The sequence below is a fragment of the Erwinia sp. QL-Z3 genome (assembly GCF_004551645.1).
Taxonomy (GTDB): domain Bacteria; phylum Pseudomonadota; class Gammaproteobacteria; order Enterobacterales; family Enterobacteriaceae; genus Erwinia; species Erwinia billingiae.
In genome coordinates, this window is sequence record NZ_CP037950.1 from 1420251 (window position 1) to 1443610 (window position 23360).

Consider the following 23360-nt stretch of genomic DNA (forward strand, 5'->3'; position numbering starts at 1 on the left):
ACCGACAGGTTTTTTCGCAACCGGTTGCGCCGCGTTTTACAGACGTTCACAACCACTAACTGGAATTGACATTTCTCAGTCGCAATTCCGCCGCAGGTAAGTCAAAGTGGAGCGACCGTAAAAAAACTCAGGGAGACACCGATGACTGTTGGCTGTGTATTTTTTGATTGCGACGGAACGCTGGTGGACAGTGAACTGCTTTGTACCCAGGCCTACGTGAATACCTTCGCGCAGTTTGGCGGCGACCTTTCACTGCAGGAGATGTTTGAAAAGTATAAAGGCGTCAAGCTGTACGACATTATTGCCGAGGTGTGCGCCGGGCATCATCTCAGCGTCAGCAAAGAGGAGTTCGAACCGGCGTACCGCAAAGAAGTGGCGCGGCTGTTCGATCTGGAACTGAAGCCGATCGCCGGCGCAAAAGCGCTGCTTGAGCAGATCACCGTGCCGATGTGCGTGGTAGCCAACGGGACGGTGCCAAAAATGCAGCACTCGCTGGGGCTGACGGAGATGCTGCCGTGGTTTACCGATCGCCTTTACAGCGGCTATGACATTGGCAGCTGGAAACCCGATCCGGAATTGATGTACCACGCCGCCCGCGAGATGAACGTTCCCATCGGGCAGTGCATTCTGATTGATGACTCGGAAGCGGGAGCGAAGGCCGGTATTGCGGCAGGCATTCCGGTGTTTTACTTCTGCGCGGATGCGCATAATAAGCCGCTGGATCACCCTTTGGTCACCCCTTTCACCGAGATGGCCGAACTGCCTGCACTGTGGCGGGCAAAAGGCTGGAACATCACCCGTTAAGCGGCGTCAGGGGCGAATCTCTTCGCCCCTGAGCCGATCAGCCAATCGCGCCCAGCGAATCCTCCGTGCCCTGCTTTTTGGGCAGCAGGAACAGGGTGGCGAAGATATCTAGCAGGTAAATCAGCGCCAGCAGGGTAATGGCGGCGGTAAACGACAGGTGGATCACCAGCAGACCTATCACCAGTGGACCAAAACCGCCCACACCACGGCCGAGGTTGAACAACACGTTCTGCGCCGTTGCCCGCACCTTCGCCGGGTAGGTGTCGGAGATCAGGGCACCGTAACCGCCAATCATCCCGTTCACAAACATCCCCATCACCGCACCGGTAAACAGCATCACGGTCGGGTCGCGCAGCTGCGCATACACGATCACCATAATCACCGCACCAAACTGGTAAAGCAGGAAAATCTTCCAGCGCGCGAAGCGGTCCGCCAGCACGCCAAACAGCCAGATGCCAAAGGTCATGCCGATCACCGTCACCGCCGTCCACAGCCCTGACTTGGTCAGCGAGAAGCCGAAATTGCTGGAAAGGTAGCTTGGCATCCAGATCATCAGGCCGTAATAGCCAAAATTCTGCACCGAACAAAGGATGAAAATCCCCAGGCTGGCTTTGGCGGTCGCGCGATCCTTGACCAGCAGCTTAAGCCTTGCTGAGAACGAAAGGCCCTGGTTCACATCCACATGTTGGGTAAATCCGGCCGGTTCGCCCATGCCGCGGCGGATAATAAAGGAGGCGAGAGCCGGCAGTAACCCGACCAGGAACATGCCGCGCCAGCCAATGTAGCCCAGCAGGAACGGGGTGATAAATGCCGCCAGTAACACGCCCAGCTGCCAGCCGATACCGACCCAGGCCGACGCGCGGTTACGCTTGTTGGCAGGCCAGGCTTCGGCAATCAGCGCCATGCCAATGCCGAATTCCCCGCCCAGCCCGACGCCCGCTAAGGTGCGGTAGGCCAGCAGATCCCAGTAACCCTGCGCCACCGCGCACAGACCGGTGAACACCGAGAACATCAGGATGGTATAGGTCAGTACGCGGATGCGGCCAAAGCGATCGCTCAGGTGCCCGAAGATAATGCCGCCGAGTACCGCGCCAATCAGCGTCCAGGTCACCAGTGAGCCCGCCTGCGAAGGGCTGAGCGCCAGTGAAATTGAGATGGCGGGCAGCATAAAGCCCAGAATCAGCAGATCGAAGCCGTCCATTGCATAGCCGCTGATCGCCGCCAGCATGGCCTTGCCCGGAGTAGCGCCCTTTACGGGCGTCTTTGAAATCATGAGTGTTCCCTGCCAGAAATAAAGTGCGGCAAGTATAAGTAGGCAGGCGGTCACATTCCAGACGAAAAGTCGCCGGCAGGATCAACGGGCCGGACTCAGCCGGCCAGTGGAGAACATCAGGTGGGGGAATTACTGCCTTCGTCGTCGCCGGTTAACAGCTTATCGAGCTCGTCACCGCCAACGTGGCGGAAATCCTGCCCTTTAACGAAGTAGAAGATGATTTCGCAGATATTCTGACAACGATCGCCGATACGCTCGATGGCGCGGGCGCAGAATAACGCGGTCAGCACGCTGGGAATGGTGCGCGGATCTTCCATCATATAGGTCATCAGCTGACGCACGATGCCCTCATACTCCTGATCGACCTTCTTGTCTTCACGGTAGATCTCAATCGCCGCGCCCAGATCCATCCGCGCAAAGGCATCCAGCACATCATGCAGCATCTGAATGGTGTGGTGACCCAGTGACTCCAGGCTGACCAACAGCGGCTTGTGATGCTGACCGAACTTCTCCAGCGCGGTGCGGCTGATCTTCTCGGCCACATCACCAATGCGTTCCAGCTCGGAGATGGTTTTGATGATCGCCATCACCAGACGCAGATCGCTGGCGGTGGGCTGACGTTTGGCGATGATGCGCACGCAGGCTTCATCAATCGACACTTCCATCATGTTGACCTTCTGGTCACCATCAATCACCTGCTTCGCCAGCTCGCCATCCTGGTTGTGCATCGCTTTGATGGCGTCCATCAGTTGCTGCTCAACCATGCCGCCCATGGTCATCACCTGGGTACGGATATGCTCCAGCTCGGCGTTAAACTGCCCGGAGATATGTTTATTCAGATTCAGGTTATCCATCGTACTCTCCAGTCAACTCAACCGTAACGGCCGGTAATGTAGTCTTCAGTTTGTTTCTGATGCGGCTTGGTAAACAGCGTGTCAGTATCGCTGAATTCAATCAGTTCGCCCAGATACATAAAGGCCGTGTGATCGGAACAGCGTGCAGCCTGCTGCATGTTGTGCGTCACGATAACCACGGTGTAATCCTGCTTTAATTCGGTGATCAGCTCTTCAATGCGGCCGGTCGAGATCGGATCCAGCGCCGAGCAGGGTTCATCCAGCAGCAGCACCTCCGGGCGAATGGCAATGCCCCGCGCGATGCACAGACGCTGTTGCTGACCACCCGACAGGCTGTAGCCACTCTGGTGCAGCTTGTCTTTGGTTTCTGTCCACAGCGCGGCCTTGGTCAGCGCCCACTGTACGCGCTCATCCATATCCGCGCGGGACAATTTTTCAAACAGGCGCACGCCAAAGGCGATGTTGTCATAAATCGACATCGGGAACGGCGTCGGCTTCTGGAACACCATTCCGACCCGGGCACGCAGCAGCGCGATATCCTGGCTGGCGGTGAGAATGTTTTCGCCATCCAGCATGATCTCGCCTTCTGCCCGCTGTTCCGGGTAGAGCGAGAACATCTTGTTAAAGGTACGCAGCAGGGTGGACTTGCCACAGCCTGACGGGCCGATAAACGCCGTGACCTGGTTTTTCGCGATATCCAGATTGATGTTTTTCAGCGCATGAAATTTCCCGTAGTAGAAGTTCAAATCACGAACCTGAATCATCTTACTTGAGGTGTTGTCAGCCATTCTCTTTCTCGCTTATTCACGCCGCCGCAGCCGCGCTTAAGTAATTAATGTTTGCCCTTGGCAAAAACGACGCGCGCCAGGATGTTCAGCAACAGCACGCAGAGGGTAATCAGCAGCACGCCCGCCCAGGCCAGACTCTGCCATTCGGCAAACGGGCTCATGGCGAATTTAAAGATGGTCACCGGCAGGTTGGCCAGCGGCTGCATCATGTCAGTACTCCAGAACTGGTTGGAGAGTGAGGTGAACAGCAGCGGTGCCGTTTCGCCCGCAATACGGGCAATCGCCAACAGCACGCCGGTCAGAATGCCGGAGACGGAGGCTTTCAGGGTGATCGCCGAGATCATCTTCCACTTCGGCGTGCCCAGCGCGTACGCCGCTTCACGCAGGCTGTCCGGTACCAGTCGCAGCATGTTTTCCGTGGTGCGGATAACAATCGGGATCTGCAGCAGGGCCAGCGCAACCACACCCGCCCAGCCAGAGAAGTGCTGCATCTTGGCCACAACCAGCGTGTAGACAAACAGACCGACCACAATCGACGGAGCAGACAGCAGGATGTCGTTAATAAAACGGATCACCTCGGCCAGCCAGGATTTGCGGCCATATTCGGCGAGATAAACCCCGGCCATAATGCCCAGCGGCGTGCCGATCACCGTTGACCATAAGATTAACAGTCCGCTACCGGCGATGGCGTTGGCCAGGCCGCCACCGGCGGTATTTGGCGGCGGCGTATTCTCGGTAAACAGCGACAGCGTCATGCCATCCACGCCACGGGTGACGGTGGCAAACAGGATCCACACCAGCCAGAACAGGCCAAAGGCCATGGTCAGCATCGACAGCGCCAGCGCGATGCGGTTTTTCATCCGACGCCACGCCTGCATTTTGCGGCGGGATGCGTCCAGTTCGGCGCGAGACTGCATTTCCATGGTGGTCATGAGCGCGCTCCTTCACTTTTTGCCAGGCGCAAAATCATCAGTTTTGAGCAGGCCAGCACGATAAAGGTAATCACAAACAGGATCAGGCCCAGCTCCATCAGCGCGGCGGTATGCACGCCGGATTCCGCTTCAGCAAATTCGTTCGCCAGCGCGGAGGTAATACTGTTGCCCGGCATAAACAGCGACGGGCTGTCGAGCTGGTAGGTGTTACCGATGATAAAGGTCACCGCCATGGTTTCACCCAGCGCACGCCCCAGACCGAGCATCACGCCGCCAATCACGCCGTTCTTGGTGAACGGCAGCACCACGCGCCAGATCACTTCCCAGGTGGTGCAACCGATGCCGTATGCCGACTCTTTCATCATCACCGGCGTTTGTTCAAACACATCGCGCATCACAGACGCGATGTACGGGATGATCATGATCGCCAGGATAATCCCGGCAGCCAGAATACCAATACCAAATGCCGGACCCGAGAACAGCGTACCGACGATGGGAATGTTCGCCATCAGGTCGCCCAACGGGGTCTGGAAGTAGGTGGCAAACAGCGGCGCAAAAATAAACAGGCCCCACATGCCGTAGACAATGCTGGGGATCGCCGCCAGCAGCTCAATCGCCGTGCCCAGCGGGCGGCGCAGCCAGTTCGGTGCCAGTTCAGTCAGGAACAGGGCGATACCAAAGCTGACCGGAACGGCAATAATCAGCGCGATAATCGAGGTCACGACGGTGCCGTAAATCGGTACCAGCGCACCAAATTGTTCGTTGGGTGCATCCCAGGTTTTGGTCCACAGGAACGAGAAACCAAATTTCTCAATGCTGGGCCAGGAAGAGATGATCAGAGAGACAATAATGCCACCGAGCAGCAGCAGCACAATCAGCGCAGCCAGTTTTACCAGCGCACCGAAAATGATGTCACCCTGCTTGCCGGGGGCTTTGAATGTCGGCTTGGTTGCAGCCATAGAGTTCTCGATGTTGAAAGTGTAGGGGCGGCACGAAGGTGCCACCCGAGGGAACGGGCCGGAGTGCTCCGGCCCCTACAACAGCTTAGTACAGTGCTTTACCGGAGCTGTCTTTCACGTTAGTTTTCCAGGCGGCACGGATCTGCTCAACTACCGAGTCTGGCAGCGCAGCATAGTCCAGGCTGTTGGTGGTTTTGCCGCCGTTTTTGTAGGCCCAGTCGAAGAATTTCAGTACCGCTGCGCCTTTCTCCGCGTTGGCCTGCTCTTTCTGCACCAGGATAAAGGTGGTTGAAGAGATTGGCCATGCGTCGTCACCTTTCTGGAAGGTCAGGTCCTGGGCGAAAGATTCTGTCCAGTTCGCGCCTTTCGCGGCGTTGCTGAAGCTCTTCTCGCTTGGAGAAACGGCTTTACCGTCGGCATCCATCAGTTTGGTGTACGCCAGGTTGTTCTGCTTGGCATAGGCATATTCTACGTAACCGATTGAACCCGGCAGACGCTGAACGAACGCGGCGACGCCGTCGTTACCTTTACCGCCCAGACCGGTTGGCCAGTTAACGGTGTTGCCTTTACCAATTTTGCTGTTCCAGTCGCTGTTCACTTTCGCCAGGTAGCTGGTGAACACATAGGACGTACCGGAACCGTCAGCGCGGCGCACCACGTTGATATTGCTGTCTGGCAGCTTAACGCCTGGGTTCAGCTTGGTGATGGCCGGATCGTTCCACTTCTTGATGGTGCCCAGGTAGATATCACCGACGGTTTTACCGTCCAGCGTCAGCTGACCGGATTTGATTCCCGGGATGTTGACGGCCAGCACCACGCCACCGATCACGGTTGGGAACTGGAACAGGCCATTTTTCTGCAGATCTTCATCTTTCAGTGGCGCATCAGACGCACCAAAATCGACGGTTTTTGCGATGATTTGCTTCACGCCACCGGATGAACCGATACCCTGGTAGTTAACCTGAGCGCCAGTCGCTGTGTTGTAGTCTGCAGCCCATTTGTTGTACACAGGCGCCGGGAAAGTCCCACCCGCACCGGTCAGGTTAGTGGCGGCAAAAGCAGAAACCGCGGTCAACGAAAGGGTTACCGCTACACATTGAGCCAGGGTTTTTTGCATCAGTGTCATGTTCCCTCCAGGGGGATTAAAAGTCAGGCTTAACGCCATTTTAATAATGAATAATCATTGCTGCTGGAGGCAAAATAGGACAGTTTGATGACAGTAAAATGTACGCTTTATGACAGTTTTGTGACGGTGGGTGAGTTTGAGTCAGGTCGTGACGCGGATAGGCCAGGAGCCGAAAAGATAACCATCAAATTCAGGGGCATCGACATCTGACAGGGCCATCAGACGTAACTTTACGTTCTCCAGATGCGTCCACATCGCCAGTTTGGCGGCAGCGGCATCTTTTTTCTGTAACGCAGCCAGGATCAGCTGGTGATCCTTCAACCATTCGCGGCGGTACTCCTTGCTGGAGATGCGCTCATGCAGCTGTTGCCACATGGGGTTGTTCTCCCGCTGCGCCCAGCACTGCTTCCACATCTCTGTCAGCATATTGTTGTGGGTGGCTTCGACAATGGCCAGATGGAACAGCTTATCGCCATCCTCACCGCCACCGGTTTCAATATCTTTAATCTCGGCATCCAGCGCGGCGCGCATTTTCTTGATATCCGCTGGCGTGACCTGCAGTGCGGCAAATTCGGCAATGTTGCTTTCCAGCAGCTGCCTGGCCTGCAGCAGTTCGAACGGCCCGATCAGCGAGGCACCGTCCTGTTGCTGGCGATCGCCTGGCATGGCAATCACATAGATCCCCGAGCCTTTGCGCACCTCAACGTAACCTTCAATTTCCAGCATGATCAGGGCTTCACGCACCACTGAGCGACCAACCCCCACCCGCTCAGCGATATCCCGCTCGGGAGGCAGTCGCGTGCCGATCGGATACTTGCCTGAATGCAGCTCTTCTTTCAGGTATTCACCGACCTCGCGGTATTGACGCTTTACTTCAACACTCATAGCCACAGCCTCAGTCAGGAAATACGCCTTCAGATAGTAGGAAAATGCTGAAGAGTGGTCAACCAGAATGCCGTTCTGGTTGACGCATTCTGCCGCTTAGCGCAGCGTCCAGCTCGCCTGACGCTCGCCGTTGATGGTCAGCGCGCGGGTTTCTCCTTCGGGCAGCTGCAGGCGTAAGGTTTTCCAGGCCGGGCGATAGTGTCCATGGGCAGTGAACTGAATATTGATGCGCTCAGCATCGCTGCTCAGCGTCCAGTTGAGCCACAACGCACCGTCGCGCTGCCACTCCCAGCTTTCCCCATCATCTTCAAACAGCATGCCGGTCTCTTCAGCGATCCCTTGTGTCGGGAACAGCAGCAGCGTGCGCTGGTCATCCAAATCATTGTCGGTATGGCCCACCCGGCTGGCCTGCGGCAGCGCTGCGCCCGCTCTGACCATTAACGGCAGTCGGTCTAAGGGCGCATCCACGCTAATCGTCTGGCCGCCCTGGTGCCACTGACCGCTGTAATAATCGTACCAGCCGGTGGTATTTTCAGGCAGGTAGATGGCGCGCTGCGTGGCTCCCGGCTCGACTACGCTGGCCACCAGCAGATCGCGCCCCAGCATAAAATCATCGGTCTCGTCGAAGGTGCGGGGATCGTGCTCGTGGTCGAGGAAGGTCGGGCGCAGCATCGGCTCATCGTCCTGACTGGCCTGCCACAGCAGCGTGTACAGGTAAGGCATCAGACGGTAGCGCAGCGCCATCGCGTCGCGGATCGCCGGGGTGACCTCCGGGTACATCCAGGGTTCATTGACCGTGCGATCGTCATTCCATGAATGGATAGTGAATCGCGGATGCATGACGCCGTTCTGGACCCAACGCACAAACAGCTCCGGATCGGGCTTCGCGCCTGAGAATCCGCCCACGTCATGCCCAACGTTATATAAGCCAGAGAGGCTCATCCCGACGCCCATCCGCGTGTTATAGCGCAGCGTCTGCCAGTTGGTGCGGTTGTCGCCACTCCAGGTCTGCACATAGCGCTGCATCCCCGCACAGCCTGAACGGGAGATCAGGAAAGGACGCTTTTCGGGCGCGAACCGCTGCTGGGCCTCCATCGAAGCACGCATCATCAGTAGCGGCATGACCGGACGGATCAGCTTGATCGGCAACGGCAGACCGAAGCCGTGACAGCGCGCTTCGCCATCCCAGACTTCATATTCGTTGTTGTCATTCCAGGTGGAATCAATCCCCTTTTCCAGCAGCTGGTGGGTGACATTTTCCTGCCACCAGGCCACCGTGGCCGGATTGGTGAAGTCGAGGTGCGACCCTTCGTCATCCCAGAAAACCGAGCGTTCAGGCGCGTCTGATTCAGAATCGCGAATAAACAGCCCCTTCTGCGCCACTTCGTCATAGCGTGGATGGTCCTGCAACAGGCAAGGCTTGATGTTGGCAGCCAGCTTCATTCCGGCATCATGAAACGCCGCACTCATCACCTCCGGCTGCGGCACCTTGTCGTGGTTCCAGTTGAAGACATAACGCTTGTCGTTGATCGAGGTGTAGCCTGACGACAGCTGGAACGAGTCGCACGGAATGGCATTTTCCCGACACAGCGAAATAAAGTTCATCAGCTGAACCTGCGCATCCGGCGCATCGGTGTAATGCATGGTCGAACCACTGTAGCCGAGGCTCCATTTCGGGCCAAACAGCGTTTTGCCGGTCAGACGAACAAAGGCCTTGGTGACATCCAGTACTTTTGGCCCAAGGAACAAGTAATAGTCGAGGTCGCCCGCCTCGGCCTGATAACGGCGGTACGGCAGATGGTAATTATCCAGCTCGTTGCCTAAATCCAGCTGAGTGGTGCTCAGGTTGTCATAAAACAGCCCAAAGCTGACGGTATCGCGCCGCGTCAGGGTGAAAGGAATATGCTTATACAGCGGATCGGTCGAGGCGGCGTTATAGCCCATCGCATCCAGGTTGCGCATTTCATAGCGGCCCCCGGTGCGGTTAAGATCGCCCGCTTTCTCGCCCAGGCCGTAATAGTTATCTTCCGCGTATCGGCGCTGATAATGCGCCACGCCATCACCATGGGCATTGAGCAGATAGGCACCGGTAGGGCGATCGGCGCAAAGCGGCTGCCATTCCGCGTCTTCATTAAGATATTCCCACTCCAGCCACAGCGGCTGATGAACGGTCACCCGCAGGCAATCGGTGGTCACCACCAGCCTGTCGTCCTGATGCTCGCAGTGATAACCCGGCAGCGAGAAGCCTTCACAGCTTTCCCGCAGGCGACCTTCCCACGGCACGTCCGCTTCCGGCGCGATGCTCCAGGTGCGATCCAGCGCCAGCTCCCCTTTCTGCTTGATCAGCACCCGACACAATCCCTGTTCCAGCACGTAGAGGCGGAACAGGTGTTTTTCATCGACGCGAAGCTCAATAAATTCGGCCGTTTTCTGCCCTAACACCCAGTTTTTCAATGTTTTCATCGTTTACTCTTCAAAATTGTCAGTCTGAAAATCAGGCCGCGCGCGACGTGCTTCGACGTTCGGCAATAAACGCAACCAGGAACACGGCACCAATCAGATCGAAAAAGCCCATGGCCACAAACAGCGGATTGAATCCGATGGTGTCAGCCGTGACGCCTATCAACAGGGAGAACAGGAAGCTGGCGATCCAGGCAAAGGAACCCCGCATTCCGTTCACCGTAGCCATCTGCCCTTTATCAAAGGACTCCACCACCAGCGCACTTAACATGCAGGAGATCACCTGATGGCCAAAGCCGCCCACCGAGATCAGGATAATGGTGATGTAAGGGTCTTTGGTGATCGCCACCAGCGCCAGCGACAGCATCAGGAATGCGCCGGTCACCGAGCTGGCAACCACCGAGTTCACCAGCGAGCAGCCAAACCAACGGGTGTAGAGGCGCGTCAGGTAGCCACTGGCGATGCTGCCCAAATCGGCGGCGAGGAACGGCAGCCAGGCAAACATGGCAATCTGTTTCAAATCCATGCCGCGTTCGCTGGCGAGGTACAGCGGTACCCAGAAGCTTAAAACTGCCCAGGCGGGCTCAGCCATAAAGGCCGGGATGGCGATGCCGTAGAAACGTTTGTTTTTGCCGACGGTTTTCAGCGCGGTGAAGAACGGCAGTCTGACCGCATCGGGCTCGTTATCCTGCTTGATCAACGCCAGCTCGTCTTTGTCCAGACGCGGGTGATCTTCCGGCGAATGATAGAACAGCAGCCACAGCACTACCCAGCCAGCTGCCAGCGCGCCCGAGAACAGGAAGGCGCCTTGCCATCCCCAGTAGCTGTGGGTGACGTAAATGATCGGCGGCGCCAGCATGGCACCGACAGAGAAGCCGACACCGGCCCAGCCTGCGGCGATGGGGCGCTCTTTTTTCGGGAACCAGTCGCCAATGGTTTTGGCGTTAGCAGGCGTGGCAGCGGCTTCCGCGGCACCCATAAAGAAGCGCAGGATCGCCAGATGGATCCAGCTTCCCGCGCCGGCATGTAACAGGCTGACCAGTGCCCAGATACTGGCGCAGATCACAAAGCCCAGCTTGAGGCCAATCACATCAATCAGCCAGCCACACAACGGCTGGAACAGCGTATAGGCCAGCTGGAAAGCACCGACAATCCAGGAATACTGTTCGGTGGTGATCCCCAGACTGGTTTTTAATTCCGGGGCCAGAATGCCCAGCGAGTTGCGGGTCAGGTAGTTAACGGTAACGCCCAGCAGGAACAGCACCAGCATCCACCAGCGTAACTTTTTGACTTTTCTCTTACTGCCCACCGCCTCTTGCACACTGTTTGCCGTCAGGCTCATCGCTTATCTCCGGTCGAAAGAGGTAACGGCGGCGGTCAGTCACGTCACTTTCCAGACGCATTGCTGATCCACACCCTCACCCTGGTTGCCCGCATCTTGCGGACAAGGTGAAAAAGTGGTCAACAGGAAATGTGCAGATGGGTGATATCACTCACAACAATAGCCAATATTGGTCGACCAAAACGCTATTTTGGTGTTTTATGGCAGTTAACCGCCTCTCTTCGACCATTTAATGAGCGAATGCGAGCATTTATGTAAAAAGTGGTCAACCAAATATCCTGGCGCGATGGGATGTCTGGCAAAACGGAGCCTACGCAATGACGGTATTTATGGGTGAAGATTTCTTACTGCGCAGCGATGCCGCGCGCGAGCTGTATCACCGCTATGCGGCGGATATGCCAATCTATGACTATCACTGCCATCTCAACCCGCAGGATATTGCTGAAGACCGTCAGTTTGAGAATCTCAGCCAGATCTGGCTGGAAGGCGATCACTATAAATGGCGGGCGCTGCGTGCGGCGGGCGTGGCAGAATCGCTGATCACCGGCAACGGCAGCGATTATGATAAATATCAGGCCTGGGCTCAGACCGTGCCGAAAACGCTGGGCAATCCGCTCTATCACTGGACGCACCTCGAGCTGAAGCGGCCGTTTGGCATCACCGGCCAGCTGTTCCGGCCTGAAACGGCAGAAAGCCTCTGGCATCAGTGCAACGCGCAGCTGGCGACGCCGGAATTTTCCGCGCGCGGCATTATGCGGCAGATGAAGGTGAAAATGGTCGGCACCACCGACGACCCGATCAGCGACCTGCGTTACCATCGCCAGATCGCCGCTGACCGCACCTTCGACACCGAGATCCTGCCAAGCTGGCGTCCGGACCGCGCCTTTAAAATCGAACTGGACGGTTTCGCCGACTATATCTCTCAGTTGGGTGAAGCGGCGGACGGTGAAATTACTGACTGGGACAGCCTGCTGACCGCCTTAACGCGCCGGCTGGATCACTTTGAGGCCCATGGCTGCCGCGCGGCCGATCACGGCATCGAAATCGTACGCTTTGCGCCAGTGCCGACAGAAGCCACCCTAAGCCGCCTGCTGCAACGGCGGATTGCCGGGCAGACGCTGGATGAGACAGAGGTCGCGGGCTTCACCACCGCCGTGCTGGTGTGGTTAGGTCAGCAATACGCGCAGCGCGGCTGGGTGATGCAGTATCATATTGGCGCATTACGCAATACCAACAGCCGGATGTTCAGGCTGGTGGGCGCCGATACCGGGTTTGATTCCATTGGCGACCGCACCTACGCCCGCGAGCTTTCGCAGCTGCTGGATGAGATGGATAAAACCGACCAGTTGCCGAAAACCATTCTTTACTGCCTGAACCCACGCGATAACGAGATGATCGCCGCGCTGACCGGCAATTTCCAGGGCGGCGGCATTGCCGGCAAGATCCAGTTCGGCTCCGGCTGGTGGTACAACGATCAGAAAGACGGGATGCAGCGCCAGCTGGAACAGCTTTCTCAGCTTGGCTTGCTGAGCCAGTTCGTCGGCATGCTCACCGATTCCAGAAGCTTCCTGTCCTATACCCGTCACGAGTACTTCCGCCGCATCCTGTGCAATATGCTGGGTGGATTGATGGAGCAGGGCGAAATCCCGCATGAAATGGCGTGGTTGGGCGAAATGGTGCAGAACATCAGCTATAACAATGCCCAGCGCTATTTTGCTAAAGCCTGAGTCGCCCGGCGTTAAGCCATAAAAAAACCCCGGTTGTGCCTTCAACAGCAGAACCGGGGTTTTATTTTTGCGGAGAGTCTCCGACGAAAGCGGTTATTCCACCGTAACTGACTTCGCCAGGTTACGCGGCTGGTCGACGTCGGTGCCCTTAATCAGCGCCACGTGGTACGACAGCATCTGCAACGGCACGGTGTAGAAGATAGGTGCAATGATATCTTCAACGTGCGGCAACGGGATGATGCGCATCCCTTCGGAGTTGCTGAAACCGGCATCCTGATCGGCAAACACGTACAGCAGACCGCCGCGCGCGCGCACTTCTTCGATGTTCGACTTCAGTTTTTCCAGCAGCTCGTTATTCGGCGCGACCACAATCACCGGCATATCGGCATCAATCAGCGCCAGGGGACCGTGCTTCAGTTCGCCGGCCGCATAGGCTTCCGCATGAATATAGGAGATCTCTTTCAGCTTCAGCGCCCCTTCCATGGCGATCGGATACTGATCGCCACGGCCAAGGAACAGCGCATGATGCTTGTCAGAGAAGTCTTCCGCCAGCGTCTCAATCAGCTTGTCCTGCGACAGCATCTGCTCGATGCGGGCTGGCAGCGCCTGCAGGCCATGCACGATGTCATGCTCAATCTGCGGATCCATGCCTTTCAGGCGACCCACTTTCGCCACCAGCATCAGCAATACCGTCAGCTGCGTGGTGAAGGCCTTGGTCGACGCCACGCCGATTTCGGTGCCCGCTTTGGTCATTAGCGCCAGATCGGATTCACGCACCAGCGAAGAACCGGCCACGTTACACACCGCCAGCGATCCCAGATACCCGAGCTCTTTCGACAGACGCAGCGCAGCCAGCGTGTCCGCCGTTTCACCCGACTGGGACAGGGTGATCAGCAGGCTGTTTTTACGCACGGCGGATTTGCGGTAGCGGAATTCAGAGGCAATCTCAACGTCACACGGCACGTTGGCCAGCGCTTCGAACCAGTAGCGCGACACCATGCCGGAGTTGTAGGAGGTGCCACAGGCGACAATCTGGATATGCTCAACCTGCTTCAGCAGTTCGTTGGCCTGCGGTCCCAGCTCAGAGAGGTCCACTTCACCGTGACTGAAACGCCCGCTCAGGGTGTTTTTGATCGCCATCGGCTGCTCGTAAATCTCTTTCTGCATGTAGTGGCGGAACTGGCCTTTATCGCCGGCATCGTACTGCACGTTAGATTCGATTTCGGCGCGGGTGACCTGCTCGCCCTGACGATCGACAATGGTGACATCGCGACGGGTGATCACCGCAATATCGCCTTCCTCAAGGTAAACGAAGCGACGGGTGACCGGCAGCAATGCCAGCTGATCGGAAGCGATAAAGTTTTCGCCCACGCCACGGCCAATCACCAGCGGGCTGCCGGAACGGGCGGCCACCAGCAGCGACGGATCGCGGCTGTCCATGATCACCATGCCATAGGCACCGCGCAGCTGGGGGATCACGCGCTGTACCACTTCACGCAGTGAACCGCCCTGTTGCTGCTGCTCCCAGTGAACCAGGTGAGCAACCACTTCCGTATCGGTCTCGGAGGCAAAGCGGTAGCCACGCTCGATCAGCAGTTCGCGCAGTGGCTCATGGTTTTCAATGATGCCGTTGTGAACGATGATGATGTGTTCAGAGATATGGGGATGCGCATTCGCCTCGGAAGGCTCGCCGTGGGTTGCCCAACGGGTATGCGCTATGCCTGTTCCACCCAGCAATGGCGTGGTTTCAGCCGCTTCGGCCAGCATGGCCACTTTACCGACACGGCGCAGGCGCGTGACCTGGCCTTCTGCGGTAACCACTGCCACACCGGCAGAGTCGTAGCCGCGGTATTCGAGACGACGTAAGCCTTCAAGCAGGATTTCAGCGATATCACGCTGGGCTACTGCACCAACAATTCCACACATAATGTTATTCCTGAGGTCATGACCGTAACGGTCATTAACTTTGTCTTCTGACCTGATGAGTCCGGATTGCGCCGGTTCCCCGAGCCTTTGTAGAGAGTGGGGATTATATTTATGACTGCTTTTGCGGGAGGGATGGTTCCCTCCTCAGAATAATTTGGGGGTAACCTGGGTTACCCTGTTAGTGCTTACTTCTTCTTCGCCGGGCGCTGCCAGTCTGTTTTCAGATTCTGGTCTTTGCGGTTATACACCAGGCCTGCGGCGGCAACGTCTGTCATCACCGTGGTGCCCGCAGCGATGGTGGCACCCGCCGCAACATTGACCGGTGCCACCAGCTGCGTATCCGAGCCGACAAACACATCATCGCCAATCACCGTCAGCGATTTGTTCACGCCGTCGTAGTTGCAGGTGATGGTGCCCGCGCCGATGTTCACATTGGCGCCGATCTTCGCATCGCCAAGGTAGCTCAGGTGACCGGCTTTCGAGCCTTTGCCTAACGAGGCTTTTTTCATTTCGACGAAGTTGCCAACGTGGGCGCCTTCCGCCAGCTGCGAGCCTGGACGCAGGCGCGCAAACGGCCCAATGGTGCAGGCAGCGGCCAGCTCGGCGTCATCCACCACGCTGTAAGGACTGATTTCACAGTCATCACCAATCACGCAGTTTTTCAGGATACAGCCGCTGCCAATTTTGACCCGATTGCCAAGCTTAACCTGACCTTCAATGATCACATTGGTGTCGATCTCCACGTCCCGGCCGTGGGTCAACTCACCACGCAGATCGAAACGGGCCGGATCTTTCAACATCACGCCAGCCAGCAACAGCTTCTCAGCCTGTTCAGCCTGGTACACACGCTCAAGCGTCGCCAGCTGCAGGCGATTATTCACCCCTTCGGTCTCTGTCGAGCGGGTCGGGTGAACCGCCTGAGTCGCGCGGCCTTCCTGATGGGCGAGCGCTATGATGTCGGTAATATAGTATTCGCCCTGAGCATTGTTGTTGGTCAGCTTGCTCAGCCAGCGTTTCAGATCGGCACCGTTAGCCAACAGAATACCGGTATTGATTTCGGCGATCGCCAGTTGCTCCGGTGAGGCATCTTTCTGTTCGATAATGCCGACTACCGAGCCGTTCTCACGAATGATGCGCCCGTAACCGGTTGGATTATCCAGAATGACCGTCAGCAGCGCGATGCCGCCTTCTGGCTTCACGCTTTGCAAACGTTGCAGCGTCTCAACCGAGATCAGCGGCACGTCGCCATACAGCATCAGAATGTCTTCATCGTCGGCAAAGTAAGGTGCAGCCTGCTGCATCGCGTGGCCGGTTCCTTTCTGTTCTGCCTGCAATACCCAGTTCAGCGCCGGGTCCGTTAAGGTGGATTGCAACAGATCGCCACCGTGGCCATAGACCAGGTGAACCTTGTCAGCGCCAAGCTGGGTAGCGGCATCAATGACATGTTGCACCATCGGCTTTCCCGCCAGGCGGTGCAGCACTTTCGGCAAGTCGGAGTACATGCGGGTTCCCTTGCCGGCGGCAAGGATCACCACGCTCATTGCGCTGGTAGACATAGACATCCTGAAATTCAGTTATTGAACGGAAGTAAAACGGTTTAACGGTGAAAATACTACATTTTTCTCGGCAAAAAAAATGCCAGTCAGTTTCCTGACTGGCATTCTGCAGATTAAACCTGAGTTACATCGCTCTTTTGGTCAACTCGATCACGCGCAGTTTGGCGATCGCTTTAGCCAGTTCAGCCGACGCGGTTGCAAAGTCCACATCACCGTGGGAGCTGTTCATGTGCTCCTCGGCTTTGCGTTTTGCTTCCATTGCACGGGCCTCATCGAGGTCGGTACCACGGATCGCGGTGTCAGCCAGCACGGTAACCGCGCCAGGCTGCACTTCCAACACGCCGCCGGAGAGATAAATATACTCTTCTTCGCCCTGCTGTTTAACGATGTGAACCATACCAGGTTTAATGGCGGTCAGGAGAGGAGCGTGATTTGGGCGAATACCCAGCTCACCTTCCGTTCCTGATACCTGGATGCTTTGTACCAGACCGGAGAACATTTGCTGTTCTGCGCTGACAACGTCCAGGTGAAAAGTCATAGCCATAATTAACCTCCACAGAAACCGTTATTACAGTTTCTTCGCCTTTTCTACAGCTTCTTCGATGGAACCAACCATGTAGAAAGCCTGCTCTGGCATATGGTCGAATTCACCTTCCATGATGCCTTTAAAGCCACGGATGGTATCTTTCAGAGACACATATTTGCCTGGAGAACCGGTGAAGACTTCTGCCACGAAGAATGGCTGGGACAGGAAACGCTGCATCTTACGAGAGCGTGCTACCACCAGTTTGTCTTCTTCAGACAGTTCGTCCATACCGAGGATGGCGATGATGTCTTTCAGTTCCTGATAACGCTGCAGCAGGGACTGAACGCCACGTGCAGTGTCGTAGTGCTCCTGGCCAACAACCAGTGGATCCAGCTGACGGCTGGTAGAATCCAGTGGGTCAACCGCTGGGTAGATACCCAGAGAAGCGATCTGACGGCTCAGTACCACGGTTGCATCTAAGTGAGCAAAGGTGGTGGCTGGTGATGGGTCAGTCAAGTCATCCGCAGGAACGTAAACGGCCTGTACGGAGGTGATTGAACCGGTCTTGGTGGAGGTAATACGCTCCTGCAAGACACCCATCTCTTCAGCCAGCGTTGGCTGATAACCTACCGCAGAAGGCATACGACCCAGCAGTGCTGATACTTCAGTACCGGCCAGGGTGTAACGGTAGATGTTATCGATGAACAGCAGTACGTCACGACCTTCGTCACGGAACTTCTCAGCCATGGTCAGACCGGTCAGCGCTACGCGCAGGCGGTTTCCTGGTGGCTCGTTCATCTGGCCATAGACCAGTGATACTTTATCGATAACGTTTGAGTCGGTCATTTCGTGGTAGAAGTCGTTCCCTTCACGGGTACGCTCGCCCACACCGGCAAATACAGAGAAACCTGAGTGCTCAGCCGCAATGTTACGGATCAGCTCCATCATGTTTACTGTTTTACCTACACCCGCACCACCGAACAGACCGACTTTACCGCCTTTAGCAAACGGACACATCAGGTCGATAACTTTGATACCGGTTTCCAGCAGCTCTTGCGAGTTTGACTGATCTTCGTAAGAAGGTGCCGCGCGGTGAATCGCCCAACGCTCTTCTTCGCCGATGTCGCCTTTCATATCGATCGGCTCACCCAGCACGTTCATGATACGGCCCAGTGTGGCAACGCCCACTGGCACTTCAATCGGGTGCTCAAGGTCAACCGTTTCCAGACCGCGCTTCAGGCCGTCGGAAGAACCCATGGCGATGGTACGAACGACGCCACCACCCAGCTGCTGCTGGACTTCCAGCACCAGACGAGCATCACCATTTTTAACCTCAAGGGCGCTGTACACTTGTGGTACTGCGTCCTGAGGGAACTCGACGTCCACTACGGCGCCGATTACCTGGACAATCTTTCCAGTAGCCATCTTGAATCCTCTACCTAATTCGTTTATACCCCGCCGCTAACAGCTGGCAGGGTATACCTGGTTAAACCGCGGAGGCCCCACCGACAATCTCGGTAAGTTCCTGGGTGATGCTGGCCTGACGAGCTTTGTTGTATACCAACTGCAGCTCTTTGATCAGGTTTCCGCCGTTGTCGGTAGCAGCTTTCATCGCCACCATACGTGCGGCCTGCTCGCTGGCCAGGTTCTCTACAACACCCTGGTAAACCTGAGACTCGACGTAGCGACGCAGTAATGTGTCCAGCAGCGCTTTCGGATCCGGCTCATACAGATAATCCCAGGTACTCTTCTTCACCACGCCTTCGCTCTCGTCTGCTGGCGGTAACGGCAGCAACTGAACGATTTGTGGAGACTGGGACATGGTGTTGATAAATTTGTTGCTGACGACAAACAGCTTGTCGAGACGACCTTCGTCATAGGCTTGCAGCATCACTTTCACTGGGCCAATCAGATCGGACAGGGAAGGTTTATCTCCCATGCCGGTCACCTGGGCAACAACGTTGCCACCGACAGAGCTGAAGAATGAAAGGCCTTTCGATCCGATAATCGCGAGATCGCTCTCAACGCCTTTATCAGACCAGCTTTTCATATCTGCCAGCACGCGTTTGAACAGGTTAATGTTCAAACCACCACAAAGCCCGCGGTCGGTAGACACGACCAGATAACCAACGCGCTTAACGTCACGCTCGTCCAGGTAAGGGTGTTTGTACTCCAGATTCCCTAACGCAATGTGACCAATCACTTTGCGCATGGTCTCTGCATAAGGACGGCTGGCCGCCATGCGTTCTTGCGATTTACGCATTTTAGAGGCAGCGACCATTTCCATCGCTTTGGTGATCTTCTGCGTGTTCTGGACGCTTCCGATCTTACTACGTATCTCTTTTGCGCCGGCCATAAGCTTCTCCTCAAAGCCTTGCGGCTTGCCCCCTAAGAGACAAGCCGCCAGACATTACCAGGACTGGGTTTTCTTAAACGTTTCGAGGAGGCCTTTCAGCTTCTCTTCGATTTCGCCGTTATAGTTACCAGACTGGTTGATTTCAGCCATCAGCTCAGCGTGATCGCGATCCGCAAAAGCCAGCAGCGCCGCTTCGAAGCTACCGATTTTCGCCAGTTCGACGTCATTCAGGAAGCCACGCTCGGCCGCAAACAGCACCAGACCCTGCTGCGCTACGGACATCGGCGCATACTGTTTCTGTTTCAGGAGCTCGGTCACTTTCTGACCGTGGCTCAGCTGCTTACGGGTCGCTTCGTCCAGATCGGAAGCGAACTGAGAGAACGCTGCCAGTTCACGATACTGTGCCAGCGCGGTACGAATACCACCGGACAGTTTCTTGATGATCTTGGTCTGAGCAGCACCACCCACACGGGATACCGAAATACCCGGGTTAACTGCCGGACGAATACCGGAGTTAAACAGGTTAGTTTCCAGGAAGATCTGACCATCAGTAATCGAGATTACGTTGGTCGGAACGAACGCAGAAACGTCGCCAGCCTGAGTTTCGATGATTGGCAGTGCAGTCAGTGAACCGGTTTTACCCTTCACTTCGCCTTTGGTAAACGCTTCAACGTACTCAGCGTTAACGCGAGAAGCACGCTCCAGCAGACGGGAGTGGAGATAGAACACGTCACCAGGGAAAGCTTCACGACCTGGCGGACGGCGCAGCAGCAGGGAAACCTGACGGTAAGCAACAGCCTGTTTAGACAGGTCATCGTACACGATCAGTGCATCTTCACCGCGGTCACGGAAGTATTCGCCCATGGCGCAACCTGCATACGGAGCCAGGTACTGCAGAGCAGCAGACTCAGATGCGGTAGCCACAACAACGATGGTGTTAGCCAGTGCGTTGTGTTCTTCCAGTTTGCGAACCACGTTAGCGATAGTCGACGCTTTCTGACCGATAGCGACGTACACACACTTGATGCCGGAATCACGCTGGTTGATGATCGCATCGATCGCCATCGCGGTTTTACCGGTCTGACGGTCACCGATGATCAGCTCACGCTGGCCACGGCCGATTGGGATCATCGCATCGACTGACTTGTAGCCAGTCTGTACAGGCTGGTCAACGGACTGACGATCGATAACGCCTGGTGCAATCACTTCGATTGGCGAGAAGCCATCGTTGTCGATTGCGCCTTTACCGTCGATTGGTGCACCCAGGGTGTTCACCACGCGGCCTAGCAGGCCACGACCAACCGGTACTTCAAGAATACGGCCAGTACACTTAACTTTCATGCCTTCGGCAAGGTCAGCGTATGGGCCCATCACGACTGCACCAACGGAGTCGCGCTCCAGGTTCAGTGCGATTGCGTAACGGTTGCCCGGCAGTGCGATCATCTCACCCTGCATAACATCGGCCAGGCCGTTTACGCGGATGATGCCGTCACTGACGGATACAATAGTGCCTTCATTGTGAGCTTCGCTCACTACATTGAACTGAGCAATGCGCTGCTTGATCAGTTCGCTGATTTCGGTGGAATTCAGTTGCATATGCTCCAGTCCCCTTAAGACTGCAAGACGTCTGTAAGACGCTCGAGACGGCCGCGTACGCTGCCGTCAATGACCATATCACCCGCTCGGATGATTACGCCTGCCAATACAGATTTATCGATTTTGCAATTCAGCTTAACTTTGCGTGACAGACGTTTTTCCATAGCGGCGCTGATTTTGGTCAGCTGTTCGTAACTCAGTGTAGTGGATGAGATTACCTCAACGTCCGCGGTCGCATCATGTTCGGCACGTAGTTGGATAAACTGAGCCAGTACATCGGGAAGCGCTGGTAAACGTTTGTTTTCAGCCATGACCTTAACAAGGTTCTGACCGGCTTCATCCAGTTGATCACCACAGATAGCGATGAACTGTGCAGACAACGCTTCCGGCGCAACAGCGCCGGAAAGAAGTTCTGCTACCTGTTCATTGCTGGCTACCTCGGTAGCGAACGCCAGCATCTGCTGCCAGCGATCGACACTTTGATGCTCAACAGCAAAGTCAAAAGCTGCTTTGGCGTAGGGGCGAGCTACAGTAGTAAATTCAGACATCAGCCCCTTCCTCCTTACAGTTCAGCGACCAGTTTATCAACGATGTCGCTGTTAGCAGCTTCATCAACGGAACGTTCAATGATTTTCTCGGCGCCGGCAATTGCCAGCATCGCGACTTGCTTCCGCAACTCTTCACGTGCACGTTTACGCTCAGCATCAATTTCAGCCTGCGCCTGGGTGACGATCTTGTTACGTTCCTGCTCAGCCTCAGCTTTGACTTCGTCCAGGATCTGCGAACGGCGCTTGTTAGCTTGTTCGATGATTACCTGAGCTTCTTCTTTCGCTTTCTTCAGCTGATCGGTCGCATTAGCCTGCGCGAGATCCAAATCTTTTTTGGCACGTTCAGCGGAAGCAAGGCCTTCGGCAACTTCTTTCTGGCGCTTTTCGATAGCGGCCATTAAAGGCGGCCATACGTACTTCATGCAGAACAGGACAAACAGGATGAACGCGATAGCCTGGCCGAGGATTGTTGCGTTAATGTTCACAGCACAATGCCTCTTGTTAAGTTAACTTTTTCTCCGGCTGGCAAGCCAACCGGAAGAATCCGTTCATCACCAGACATAACACCCGGCGATGAACTATCGGTTATTACGCGACAGCAAACATCACGTACAGACCCAGACCAACAGCGATCATTGGGATTGCATCCACCAGACCCATTACAACAAAGAACTGCGTACGCAGCAGAGGGATAAGATCCGGTTGACGCGCAGCGCCTTCCAGGAATTTGCCTCCGAGGATGCCGATACCGATTGCAGCACCGATTGCCGCTAAGCCCATCATCACAGCGGCAGCCATGTACAGCAGATCCATATTCAGGTTTTCCATGACAGTCTCCAGTTTGTTTCAGTTAAAACGCAGTAGTGTTAAGTAAAAAATCAATGTTCTTCAGATGCCATCGACAGATAGACAATCGTTAAGACCATGAAAATGAAAGCCTGCAACGAAATGATCAGGATGTGGAAAATGGCCCAAGGCACATTCAGGATCCACTGTGACCACCACGGCAACAGACCGGCAATCAGGATAAAAATCAATTCACCCGCATACATGTTTCCGAACAGTCGCAGACCCAGAGATACCGGTTTGGACAGCAGGCTCACACCTTCCAGAATCAGGTTGATCGGAATGAAAATCGGGTGATTGAAGGGTTGCAGTGTCAGCTCTTTCGTAAAGCCGCCAATGCCTTTCATCTTGATGCTGTAGAACAGAATCAAAACAAATACGCCAAGTGCCATAGACAGCGTGATGTTCACGTCTGCAGAAGGCACCACACGCAACGCTGGCAAACCTAAGACGTGCTCACCGATATACGGCAGGAAGTCTATAGGCAGCAGGTCCATGAAGTTCATCAGGAACACCCAGACGAAAATCGTCAGGGCCAGCGGTGCGATTAATTTGCTTTTACCGTGATACATGTCGCGGACGTTGTCGTCGACAAAACCAATTACCAACTCGATCGCGGCCTGCATTTTACCCGGTACGCCGCTGGTGGCTGATTTCGCAACTGAACGAAACAGCACCAGAAACACCAGTCCGAGCACCACAGAGAAAAACATGGAGTCGATATTTAGTACCCAGAACGACGGTGCGTCGTGTGGATTCACTAGCTCGAAGGTACGCAGATCAAGCTGAAGGTTCTTCAGGTGATGACCTATGTATTCCTGCGGCGTAGAGATTTCTCCTGCAGCCATGATGCCTC

Annotated in this window: 21 protein-coding genes; 2 read left to right on the forward strand and 19 right to left on the reverse strand. The window is 55.7% G+C overall.

Annotated elements, in window-relative coordinates:
- Positions 1-141: 141 nt before the first annotated feature.
- Complete coding sequence (gene yieH, locus E2F51_RS07190; RefSeq protein ID WP_134823115.1) at positions 142-804, forward strand: 6-phosphogluconate phosphatase; 663 nt, start codon at positions 142-144, stop codon at positions 802-804.
- 37 nt (positions 805-841) lie between these two features.
- Here the strand turns inward: yieH and E2F51_RS07195 are convergent, their stop codons facing one another.
- From E2F51_RS07195 to E2F51_RS07235, 9 genes are all read right to left on the reverse strand, one after another.
- A complete protein-coding gene (locus E2F51_RS07195; RefSeq protein WP_134823116.1) occupies positions 842-2077 on the reverse strand; it encodes an MFS transporter in 1236 nt (411 codons plus the stop codon).
- 116 nt (positions 2078-2193) lie between these two features.
- Positions 2194-2931, reverse strand: a complete 738-nt coding sequence (gene phoU, locus E2F51_RS07200; RefSeq protein ID WP_013204575.1) for a phosphate signaling complex protein PhoU — start codon at positions 2929-2931, stop codon at positions 2194-2196.
- Between the two features lie 17 nt (positions 2932-2948).
- On the reverse strand, positions 2949-3719 hold the full coding sequence (gene pstB / locus E2F51_RS07205) for a phosphate ABC transporter ATP-binding protein PstB (RefSeq protein WP_013204576.1): 771 nt from the start codon (positions 3717-3719) through the stop codon (positions 2949-2951).
- Positions 3720-3763: 44 nt separating this feature from the next.
- On the reverse strand, positions 3764-4651 hold the full coding sequence (gene pstA, locus E2F51_RS07210; protein ID WP_013204577.1) for a phosphate ABC transporter permease PstA: 888 nt from the start codon (positions 4649-4651) through the stop codon (positions 3764-3766).
- The gene (gene pstC, locus E2F51_RS07215; RefSeq protein ID WP_013204578.1) at positions 4648-5610 is read right to left on the reverse strand and encodes a phosphate ABC transporter permease PstC; all 963 of its coding nucleotides are present in this window, start codon (positions 5608-5610) and stop codon (positions 4648-4650) included. The genes pstA and pstC overlap by 4 nt, the downstream gene beginning before the upstream one ends.
- An 85-nt stretch (positions 5611-5695) precedes the next feature.
- Positions 5696-6736 carry a phosphate ABC transporter substrate-binding protein PstS gene (pstS, locus tag E2F51_RS07220; protein ID WP_013204579.1) on the reverse strand — a complete coding sequence of 347 codons (1041 nt, stop codon included), beginning with the start codon at positions 6734-6736 and terminating at the stop codon, positions 5696-5698.
- Between the two features lie 141 nt (positions 6737-6877).
- Positions 6878-7621 carry an FCD domain-containing protein gene (locus E2F51_RS07225; protein ID WP_041692168.1) on the reverse strand — a complete coding sequence of 248 codons (744 nt, stop codon included), beginning with the start codon at positions 7619-7621 and terminating at the stop codon, positions 6878-6880.
- Positions 7622-7717: 96 nt separating this feature from the next.
- The gene (locus tag E2F51_RS07230) at positions 7718-10084 is read right to left on the reverse strand and encodes a TIM-barrel domain-containing protein (protein WP_134823117.1); all 2367 of its coding nucleotides are present in this window, start codon (positions 10082-10084) and stop codon (positions 7718-7720) included.
- Positions 10085-10115: 31 nt separating this feature from the next.
- Positions 10116-11423, reverse strand: coding sequence for an MFS transporter (locus E2F51_RS07235; protein ID WP_013204582.1), 1308 nt, complete (start codon positions 11421-11423; stop codon positions 10116-10118).
- A gap of 317 nt (positions 11424-11740) precedes the next feature.
- Here E2F51_RS07235 and uxaC point away from each other — a divergent pair, with 317 nt between their 5' ends.
- Positions 11741-13150, forward strand: coding sequence for a glucuronate isomerase (uxaC, locus tag E2F51_RS07240; protein WP_134823118.1), 1410 nt, complete (start codon positions 11741-11743; stop codon positions 13148-13150).
- 93 nt (positions 13151-13243) lie between these two features.
- Here uxaC and glmS read toward each other — a convergent pair whose 3' ends face one another.
- The 10 genes from glmS to atpB all read right to left on the reverse strand — a co-directional run bounded on the left by glmS (position 13244) and on the right by atpB (position 23352).
- Positions 13244-15076, reverse strand: coding sequence for a glutamine--fructose-6-phosphate transaminase (isomerizing) (gene glmS, locus E2F51_RS07245; protein WP_013204584.1), 1833 nt, complete (start codon positions 15074-15076; stop codon positions 13244-13246).
- Positions 15077-15261: 185 nt separating this feature from the next.
- Positions 15262-16632 carry a bifunctional UDP-N-acetylglucosamine diphosphorylase/glucosamine-1-phosphate N-acetyltransferase GlmU gene (gene glmU, locus E2F51_RS07250; protein WP_013204585.1) on the reverse strand — a complete coding sequence of 457 codons (1371 nt, stop codon included), beginning with the start codon at positions 16630-16632 and terminating at the stop codon, positions 15262-15264.
- A 124-nt stretch (positions 16633-16756) separates the two neighbouring features.
- On the reverse strand, positions 16757-17176 hold the full coding sequence (locus E2F51_RS07255; RefSeq protein ID WP_013204586.1) for a F0F1 ATP synthase subunit epsilon: 420 nt from the start codon (positions 17174-17176) through the stop codon (positions 16757-16759).
- Between the two features lie 24 nt (positions 17177-17200).
- The gene (gene atpD, locus E2F51_RS07260) at positions 17201-18583 is read right to left on the reverse strand and encodes a F0F1 ATP synthase subunit beta (RefSeq protein WP_013204587.1); all 1383 of its coding nucleotides are present in this window, start codon (positions 18581-18583) and stop codon (positions 17201-17203) included.
- A gap of 61 nt (positions 18584-18644) precedes the next feature.
- The gene (atpG, locus tag E2F51_RS07265; RefSeq protein ID WP_105760544.1) at positions 18645-19514 is read right to left on the reverse strand and encodes a F0F1 ATP synthase subunit gamma; all 870 of its coding nucleotides are present in this window, start codon (positions 19512-19514) and stop codon (positions 18645-18647) included.
- Between the two features lie 54 nt (positions 19515-19568).
- The gene (atpA, locus tag E2F51_RS07270; RefSeq protein WP_013204589.1) at positions 19569-21110 is read right to left on the reverse strand and encodes a F0F1 ATP synthase subunit alpha; all 1542 of its coding nucleotides are present in this window, start codon (positions 21108-21110) and stop codon (positions 19569-19571) included.
- A gap of 14 nt (positions 21111-21124) precedes the next feature.
- On the reverse strand, positions 21125-21658 hold the full coding sequence (gene atpH, locus E2F51_RS07275; protein ID WP_134823119.1) for a F0F1 ATP synthase subunit delta: 534 nt from the start codon (positions 21656-21658) through the stop codon (positions 21125-21127).
- A gap of 14 nt (positions 21659-21672) precedes the next feature.
- A complete protein-coding gene (gene atpF / locus E2F51_RS07280) occupies positions 21673-22143 on the reverse strand; it encodes a F0F1 ATP synthase subunit B (RefSeq protein WP_013204591.1) in 471 nt (156 codons plus the stop codon).
- Between the two features lie 103 nt (positions 22144-22246).
- A complete protein-coding gene (atpE, locus tag E2F51_RS07285) occupies positions 22247-22486 on the reverse strand; it encodes a F0F1 ATP synthase subunit C (protein WP_003849523.1) in 240 nt (79 codons plus the stop codon).
- 50 nt (positions 22487-22536) lie between these two features.
- The gene (gene atpB, locus E2F51_RS07290; RefSeq protein WP_013204592.1) at positions 22537-23352 is read right to left on the reverse strand and encodes a F0F1 ATP synthase subunit A; all 816 of its coding nucleotides are present in this window, start codon (positions 23350-23352) and stop codon (positions 22537-22539) included.
- Positions 23353-23360 lie beyond the last annotated feature (8 nt).